This window comes from Curtobacterium sp. B8 (genome assembly GCF_000333315.1).
Lineage (GTDB): Bacteria > Actinomycetota > Actinomycetes > Actinomycetales > Microbacteriaceae > Curtobacterium > Curtobacterium luteum.
Genome location: NZ_BACW01000605.1, coordinates 1 through 8,544, shown reverse-complemented (window position 1 = coordinate 8,544; position 8,544 = coordinate 1). Strand labels below are relative to the sequence as shown.

The 8,544-nt window shown below is 71.5% G+C and carries 7 protein-coding genes, 1 tRNA gene and 1 pseudogene; 8 read left to right on the top strand and 1 reads right to left on the bottom strand.

The annotated features are described in order from the left end of the window. Positions 1 to 263: Na+/H+ antiporter NhaA (locus I59_RS16420; RefSeq protein ID WP_031274200.1), on the bottom strand; the 263-nt coding region annotated here is incomplete at its 3' end. A gap of 123 nt (positions 264 to 386) precedes the next feature. On the opposite strand from I59_RS16420, the gene I59_RS16415 reads away from it, so the two are divergent. From I59_RS16415 to I59_RS16380, 8 genes and pseudogenes are all read left to right on the top strand, one after another. Next, positions 387 to 1,088, top strand: coding sequence for a MazG family protein (locus I59_RS16415; RefSeq protein ID WP_022904808.1), 702 nt, complete (start codon positions 387 to 389; stop codon positions 1,086 to 1,088). Between the two features lie 279 nt (positions 1,089 to 1,367). Further along, a complete protein-coding gene (gene hisS, locus I59_RS16410) occupies positions 1,368 to 2,612 on the top strand; it encodes a histidine--tRNA ligase (RefSeq protein ID WP_022904807.1) in 1,245 nt (414 codons plus the stop codon). Between the two features lie 120 nt (positions 2,613 to 2,732). Continuing rightward, a complete protein-coding gene (eno, locus tag I59_RS16405) occupies positions 2,733 to 4,016 on the top strand; it encodes a phosphopyruvate hydratase (RefSeq protein WP_022904806.1) in 1,284 nt (427 codons plus the stop codon). A gap of 179 nt (positions 4,017 to 4,195) precedes the next feature. After that, positions 4,196 to 4,732, top strand: a complete 537-nt coding sequence (locus I59_RS16400; RefSeq protein WP_022904805.1) for a septum formation initiator family protein — start codon at positions 4,196 to 4,198, stop codon at positions 4,730 to 4,732. 35 nt (positions 4,733 to 4,767) lie between these two features. Continuing rightward, a pseudogene (locus I59_RS20260) lies at positions 4,768 to 5,317 on the top strand (DUF501 domain-containing protein). Positions 5,318 to 5,361: 44 nt separating this feature from the next. Next, positions 5,362 to 6,840 (top strand): NAD(P)/FAD-dependent oxidoreductase, encoded by a 1,479-nt coding sequence (locus tag I59_RS16390; RefSeq protein WP_022904804.1) that lies wholly within the window; start codon positions 5,362 to 5,364, stop codon positions 6,838 to 6,840. A gap of 111 nt (positions 6,841 to 6,951) precedes the next feature. After that, positions 6,952 to 7,025 (top strand) — tRNA-Leu (locus I59_RS16385). A 174-nt stretch (positions 7,026 to 7,199) separates the two neighbouring features. Then, positions 7,200 to 8,531: a threonine/serine exporter family protein gene (locus tag I59_RS16380; protein WP_022904803.1), complete on the top strand. Its 1,332-nt coding sequence runs from the start codon at positions 7,200 to 7,202 to the stop codon at positions 8,529 to 8,531. The last annotated feature ends 13 nt before the right edge of the window (positions 8,532 to 8,544 follow it).

Below are 8,544 nucleotides of genomic sequence, written 5' to 3'. Positions count from 1 at the left end.
GCGGTCTTCGGGTTCGACAGCTCACCCGCGACCAGCTCCTGCTTGAGCTCGATCGCGATGAGGAGGAAGAACACGGCGAGCAGGCCGTCGCTGATCCAGTGCGACACCGAGAGGTCGAGGCCGATCGCGCCCCACGGGGAGTGGGCGTCGAGCGCGCGTTCGAGCCCGGGGCCGAGCGGGGAGTTCGCGACGGCGAGGCCGAGGACGGCCGCGACGAGCAGGGCGACGGCGCTGAAGCGCGGGGAACGGAGGAGGGACGACATGGAGCTCCGGTTCGATGGGTCGGGGAACGGTCCGTCGACCAGACTTCCCGACACGCCACATCCAGTGTACCGGACGCCCCTGACACCGATCCCCGGCCGGTGCGCTCGTGCGAGCATGGCCGCATGAGTGCCCTCACCGACCTCGCGGCCGTCGTGGACCGTCTGCTCGCCCCCGAGGGTGGGTGTGTGTGGAACCGGGAGCAGACCCACGCGTCCCTCGCCCGGTACGCCGTGGAGGAGGTCTACGAACTCGTCGACGCCATCGACGACGCGGACGAGGCCGAACTCCGTGAAGAACTCGGCGACGTGCTCTACCAGGTCGTGCTGCACGCGGGGATCGCGGAGACGTTCGACCTCGAGGACGTCGCGGCGAGCGTCCGGGACAAGATGGTCCGACGGCACCCGCACGTCTTCGGCGACGAGCGCGCGGACACGGTCGCGGAGGTCGAGCGCGTCTGGCGTGCGGCGAAGGCGGCCGAGAAGGCCTCGCGGCGGAGCGTCCTCGACGGGGTCCCGCGGGCGATGCCGCCGCTCGAACGTGCCGTGAAGCTGCTGGAACGCCTGGAGGCGCGGGTCGACACCGACACGCTCGTCGCGTCCCTGGGTGCGCGGGTCGACGTCGAGGGCGTGGCAGACGGTTCCGCGGACGGCACGGGGTCGGTGACGGCCGCGACGATCGCGGGCGCGGGTCGGGTGGACCTCGGGTGGGGGATCGGAGCGCTGCGTGCCGTGGCGGAGGCTCGGGAGGACGGCGTCGACCCGGTCGCCAGTCTCCGTGCTGCCGTCGCTGCGCTCGAGGTCGAGGGGCGTCGGGCCGGGGCCTGAGCGGGGCCTGACCAGCGGGGTCTCGCGAGCCGTGCGCGGAGGGGAGTGCGGGCGTCCTCCCAACCCGAAAAAAGGAGGACGCCCGCGAGCGGGCCGCGCGCACCTCCAGGGAATCGAGGGACGCGCGGGATGCCCGCTCACCGCGGGGCACACTGCAGCACGTTGCCCTCGCGATCGGTCCGGAGTGGATCAGGCACTTCGGACCGACGTTCTGCACTCACAATATCAGCGGACACCGGACGGCGCAAACGCGTGTTGCTGGTCTGGCAGGATTGCGACATGGCGACGACCGTGACGGCCCCCCGTGGCATGCGTGACTTCCTCCCCGCGGACAAGGCGCGTCGGGAGCACGTGCTCGGGGTGGTCCGCGGCGTCTACGCGCGGCACGGTTTCGACGAGATCGAGACGCCGGTGGTCGAGGACGCGGCACGGCTGCACTCCGGGCTCGGCGGGGACAACGAGAAGCTCGCGTTCGCCGTGATGAAGCGCGGTCTGAGCGTCGAGGACCTCCGGTCGGCCGAGGCCCCGCTCGACCTCGCGGACCTCGGGCTCCGGTTCGACCTGACGGTGCCGCTCGCCCGGTTCTACGCGTCGCACCGTGCCGAACTGCCGACGGTGTTCCGCTCCGTCCAGATCGCCCCCGTGTGGCGCGCAGAGCGCCCGCAGAAGGGGCGTTACCGCCAGTTCGTGCAGTGCGACATCGACATCCTCGGGGAGCCCGGACAGCTCGCCGAGATCGAGCTCATCCGGGCGACGACCGACGCCCTCGACGCCCTCGGCGTGTCCGGGACGTCGATCCGGATCAACGATCGTCGGATCCTGCTCGGGCTGCTCGCCTCGTGGGGGATCACGGAGCCCGCCGCAGCGGACCGCGCCCTGATCACGGTCGACAAGCTCGACAAGATCGGCGCGGACGGCGTCGCCGCGGAACTCCGCGAGACCACCGGCTCCGAGCTCCCCGGACTCGAGGACACCATCCCCGCGCTCGAGCGGGCGGACTGGGACTCGGTCTCCGGTGCCGACTGGCTCGACCAGGACGCCTTCGCCGACCTCGCCCGACTCCGGTCGGCGCTCGACGGGGTGGACCTCCGTTTCGACCCGACGCTCGTCCGCGGCATGGGCTACTACACCGGCACCATCTTCGAGGTCGCGCACCCCGACTTCGGCTACAGCCTCGGCGGCGGCGGTCGCTACGACGGCATGATCGGCCGGTTCCTCGGGCAGGACGTCCCGGCCGTGGGCTTCTCGCTGGGCTTCGAGCGGCTCGTCGACCTCGTGACGCTGCCGGAGGCGGAGTCCGCCGACGCGGTCGTGCTCGTGTACGACAAGGACGTCGACCCGGTCCGGCTCGCCGCGTTGAAGACCGAAGCGCTCCGGTCGCACCACCGTGTCCGGCTCGAACGGCGCACGAAGAACACGAAGAACCTGCTCGCCGGACTCGCGGCGCAGGGGTTCGGAGCGTTCGCGACGGTGGGTGCCGACACCGCCTCGCTCGACGGCGTCGAGTTCCGCCCGCTCGCCTGAGCGTCGCGAGGACGTCACCGCGGGGTTCTCCACGGTTGCGTCACGCGGGACGTTGCGTGCACCGAGCCTCGGTAGGATCGGACCCGCAATCACCACAACCGAACTCGTAGGGAGTACCCCGTGGCCCAGATCGATGCCGTAGGCGCACGCGAAGTCCTCGATTCCCGAGGCAACCCGACGGTCGAGGTCGAGGTCCTCCTCGACGACGGCGTCGTCTCGCGCGCGCTCGTCCCGTCCGGTGCCTCCACCGGCGCGTTCGAGGCGTACGAGCTCCGTGACGGCGACAAGGCCCGCTACGGCGGCAAGGGCGTCCTCAAGGCGGTCGACGCCGTCCTCGACGAGATCGGCCCGGCGCTCGAGGGCTTCGACGCCACCGACCAGCGCCTCGTCGACGCCGCGCTCATCGAGCTCGACGGCACGGAGAACAAGTCGCGCCTCGGCGCCAACGCGATCCTCGGCGCCTCGCTCGCCGTGGCCCGCGCCGCCGCCGACTCGGCCGACCTGCCGCTGTTCCGCTACCTCGGCGGCCCGAACGCGCACACGCTGCCCGTCCCGCTGATGAACGTCGTCAACGGTGGCGCGCACGCCGACACCAACGTCGACATCCAGGAGTTCTTCCTCGTGCCCTACGGCGCCGAGACGTTCTCCGAGGCGCTCCGCTGGGGCGTCGAGACCTACCACGCCCTCAAGGGCGAGCTGAAGAAGCAGGGCCTCGCGACCGGCCTCGGCGACGAGGGCGGCTTCGCGCCGGAACTCGCGTCGAACCGTGCCGCGCTCGACTTCCTGCTCGCCGCGATCGAGAAGGCCGGCTTCACGCCGGGCAAGGACATCGCGCTCGGCCTCGACGTCGCGGCGACCGAGTTCTTCCACGACGGCAAGTACGCGTTCGAGGGCAAGCAGCTCTCGAGCGAGGAGTTCACCGGCTACTTCGCCGACCTCGTCGCGAACTACCCGCTCGTCACCATCGAGGACGCGCTGGCCGAGGACGACTGGGAGGGCTGGAAGCACCTCACCGCCGAGCTCGGCTCGAAGCTCCAGCTCGTCGGCGACGACCTGTACGTGACGAACCCGAAGCGCCTCCAGCGCGGCATCGACGAGCAGGCGGGCAACTCGATCCTCGTCAAGGTCAACCAGATCGGCACGCTGACCGAGACCCTCGACGCGGTGTCGCTCGCGCACCGTCACGGCATGACCGCGATCCTGTCGCACCGCTCGGGCGAGACCGAGGACACCACCATCGCCGACATCGCGGTGGCGGTCGACGGCGGCCAGATCAAGACCGGTGCGCCGGCCCGTTCGGACCGCGTCGCGAAGTACAACCAGCTGCTCCGCATCGAGGAGGAACTCGGCGACGCCGCGGTGTACGCCGGTCGCTCGGCCTTCCCGCGCGCGGCTGCCCTGTAACACCCAGCCGGACCTCGAGACGCCGTCCTCCTCCGGGAGGGCGGCGTCTCGTCGTCCGCCGTCCCGGTGACGAGAGCAGCGGGACGGAGTCGAGCCGTGCCTCCAGGCCGACGCTGGGAGGGTGCCCGACACCCGCGTGCCGGGCCCGGCCACGCGACCGTGCGGGTTATCGTCGGGACGTGCCCAGCCAGAAGCCCCGCGTCCGCCGCGTCCCGGTCGCGCTGCCGCAGGCCGGGGCGGCCGCGCACCAGCCCTGGTACCGGTCGATCCGGTTCTCCGGCTTCAGCCTGCTCATGCTCGCGATCATCGTGCTCTTCGTCGTGGTCCTCGCGCCATCGCTGCGCACCCTCATCCAGCAGCAGGAGCAGATCGCGCAGCAGCAGCACCAGGTCGCCGCGCAGAAGTCCGACGTCGCGCAGAAGCGCCAGGACGTCGCCCGCTGGGACGACCCGGCCTACATCGAGGCGCAGGCACGCGACCGTCTCCTCTACGTCTACCCGGGCGAGGAGAGCTACCTCGTCATGGGCAGCGAGGACGCGGGGTCGTCGAGCCGTCCGCGCACCGACTCCGGAACGCCCGTGAGCTCGACGGTGCAGACGCCCAAGGTCGACTGGGTGCAGGCCATGCTGTCCTCGGTCCTGGAATCGGGACTGACCGACGAGAGCGCGGAACAGCTCGTCGCGCCGGACGTCTCCGGCACCGGCGACACGAAGTAGGACGACGCCTCGGACTCGGGTAGGCTCACGTACCCGTGACGACCCCTCCCTTCGACCCGCCCTCCGACCACGACGTCCGCGTCGTCTCGGCGCAGCTCGGGCGACCGGCTCGCGACGTCATCGGGATCGCGGCACGCTGCGTCTGTGGCAACCCCACGGTCGTGTCCACGAAGCCCCGGCTGTCGAACGGCACCCCGTTCCCGACGCTGTACTACCTGTGCCACCCCGCGGCCACCGCCGCGGTCAGCACCCTCGAGGCCAACCAGGTCATGCCCGAGCTGGCAGCCCTGCTCGAGGACCCGGAGGTCGCGGACCAGTACCGCGCCGCCCACGAGTCCTACCTGGCCGACCGTGAGTCGATCGAGCACGTCGACGAGATCGACGGCATCAGTGCCGGTGGCATGCCCCACCCGCGTGAAGTGCCTCCACGCCCTCGTCGGTCACGCCCTCGCCGCCGGACCCGGCGTCAACCCCATCGGTGACCTCGCGCTCGAGCGCGTGGACTGGTCGCCCTCCCGGTGCGAGTGCCGGGCGTATGATGAGGATGCAGACGCCGGAGTCGGGGCGGGTGGCGGCGAACTCTGACCAGCCTCCCGGCAAACCACCCCACTCCAAGGAGATCATCCCCCGTGCCCAAGATCCTCGTCGTCGGCGGCGGTTACGCCGGTTTCTACACCGCCTGGAAACTCGAGAAGCACCTGCGTCAGGGCGAAGCCGAGGTCGTCATGGTCGACCCGCTGCCGTACATGACGTACCAGCCGTTCCTGCCCGAGGTCGCCGCCGGTTCGATCGAGCCGCGTCACGCCGTCGTGTCGCACCGTCGTCACCTCAAGAAGACCCGCGTCGTCACGGCGAAGGTCACGAAGGTCGACCACGCCGCGAAGACCGCGACGATCACGCCGTCCGAGGGTGAGCCGTGGGAGGAGACCTACGACCAGATCGTCATGACGGCCGGTGCGGTCTCGCGCACGTTCCCGATCCCGGGTGTCGCCGACGAGGCGATCGGCCTCAAGACCATCGAGGAAGCCGCCGCGATCCGCGACAAGATCCTCGTGAACTTCCACAAGGCGGCGAACCTGCCGGCCGGGCCCGAGCGTGACCGACTCCTGACCGTCGTCGTGGTCGGCGGCGGCTTCGCCGGCATCGAGGTGTTCGCCGAGCTGCGCTCGTTCGTCTCCGACCTGCTCAAGAGCTACCCGCAGCTGTCCTTCGACGACACGCACTTCCACCTCGTCGAGGCGATGGGTCGCATCATGCCCGAGGTGTCGCTCGAGACCTCGCACTGGGTGCTCGAGAACCTCGCGTCCCGTGGGGCGACCGTGCACCTCGAGACGCAGCTCGCGTCGGCCGAGGGCGGCGTCTGCCAGCTCAAGGCGAAGGACGAGTCGATCCAGACGATCCCGTCCGACCTCATCATCTGGACCGCCGGCGTCATGGCGAACCCGATGGTCAAGGGCACCGACTTCCCGCTCGAGCAGCGTGGTCGCATCCGCGTCCAGCCCGACCTGCGCGTGGTCGACGACAACGGTGTGATCGCCGATGCATGGGCCTGCGGCGACGTCGCGGCCGTGCCGGACCTCACCGGCGGTGGCGTCGGCGGCTTCTGCGTGCCGAACGCCCAGCACGCGGTCCGTCAGGCGAAGCAGCTCGCCAAGAACCTCGTCGCGGTCATCCGCGGCGAGGCGACGACCGACTACAAGCACGAGAACCTCGGCGCGGTCGCGGGCCTCGGTCTCGGCATCGGCGTGTTCCAGTCCGGCAAGTTCGCCATGAAGGGCTTCCTGGCCTGGGGTGCCCACCGCGGCTACCACGGCCTCGCGATGCCGTCGTGGGAGCGCAAGTGGCGCGTCATCGGCGACTGGGTGGGCGGCTTCTTCCTCGGCCGCGACATCGCGTCGCTGGACGACCGCGAGACCCCGCGCGCTGCGTTCGAGGCGTTCGCTTCGCGTCCGAAGCCCGCCGTCGAGGCGCCGGCCCCCGCTGCCGCCGCTGCGCCGGAGGAGGGCAAGCCGGCCGACGCCGCCGGCCCTGCGTACGCGACGCCCGCCGAGGACGTCTCCAAGGAGGCCGAGCCGGTGAAGGCCGAGGCGTCCGCAGAGGCGAAGTAGGCACCAGCACCACCACCGACGGCGGTCACCCTGCGGGGTGGCCGCCGTCCGGCGTTCTCCGGGTGGCGGCGTCCGGGGAGGCGGGTGCGGCTCGGTAGGCTGTTGCGGCCCGCCCCCGTGGCCCAATCGGTAGAGGCATGCGACTTAAAATCGCCGAGTTGTGGGTTCGAGTCCCACCGGGGGTACGCACGAGACTCGGGGTGGCCGGACCGAGACTCGGGGTGGCCGGACCGAGACTCGGGGCCAGCGACACTTCTCGGGGGAGAAGGCGCGAAAACTGTCGCTGCGCGCGAGACTCGGCCCCCGCCCCGCCCCGCCCCGCCCCGCCCGCCCGCCCCGCCCAGCTACCATCGACATTCGTGGTCGGACTCGGAAGCGCCATCGCCCAGTTGCGCAACACCTTCGCCGCCCCGAAACCGCACGTCGAGGTCATCGACGGCGAAGCGGTCCCGGTCGGCATGCTTCTCGGCACCCTCGGCGCCCTCCTCCTCGACGCCGGCAGTTCGGTCACCGACGTCCGTTCGGCACTCGAGAAGGCCCGCGACGCCGCCGGCATCGGCCCCGAGCTCGCCGTGGGGGTCCTGCCCGCACTCGTCATCGTCAGCGAGACCGCGACCGGCGCCGCGACGATCGTGAACGCCGAGGGCGTCGAGCTCTCCGCACGCCAGTCCGCTCGGGCGAACCGGATCGTCCTCGGCCTGGAGAGCGGCTCGATCGGCCTCGCGGAGATCCCCGCCCGCGTCCGTGCGATCCGCGCGAGCACCCGGCTGCCCGCACCGCTGCCGTGGATCCTCGGCAACGCGCTGACCTCGGCCGGGCTCGCCGTCGTGTTCCGTTGCCCGTGGTGGGCGGTGCTCCTCGCCCTCGGCGTCGGCGCCCTCGTCGGGGTGATCGGCCTCGTGCTCCGTCGCTTCCGCGAGGCGCTCGCGATCGTGCCGTTCCTCGCCGCCTTCGTGTCGACGGCCATCGTCGGCCTGGTCGCCGCGGGCACCGGCTTCGACCACGTGCCGCTGTTCGCCGTGTGTGCCCCGGTCGCCGTGTTCGTCCCCGGTGCGCTCATCACGAACGCCCTGCTCGAGCTCACCGCGGCCGACATCGTCACGGGCTCGTCCCGGCTCATGCAGGGCATCATCATGCTCGGGTTCATGGCGGCGGGCATCGCCGCGGGCAGCGCCCTCACGGGCCTCCACGTCGACCCGTCGTCCGCGGCGCTCGTCGGCGAGGTCGCGGGCGTCGGCACCGACCGCGGCGGGTGGGAGGCCGTGCCGCCCTACTGGGTCTCGTGGGTCGCGGTGGTGTTCCTCGCCGTCGGGCTCGGCCTGGTCTTCCAGTCCGGCTGGCGCCTCACCCTCGTGTCCGTCGTGGTGATGACGTCCGCGTACGGCCTGCTGACCGGCATCACGCCGATCGGCGGGAGCGTGGTCGCGACCGGCGCCACCGCGGCCCTGCTCTTCGTGGCGACGCGCGTGCTCGAACGGATCGTCCCGGTCATCCCGGCGAACGTGTCGTTCTTCCCCGCGTTCCTCCTGCTGGTGCCCGGCACGGTCGGCCTCGTCGCGGTCGCGACGTTCGACCCGGTGGCGCTCGCCACCCCGCTCGCGACCTTCGTCAGCCTGTGCGTCGGCACCAAGATCGGCGGACTGCTCCCCGGTCTGTTCCGCCGGAACGCGCCGCACCGCGGCCAGGCCTGACCCACCGGACGGG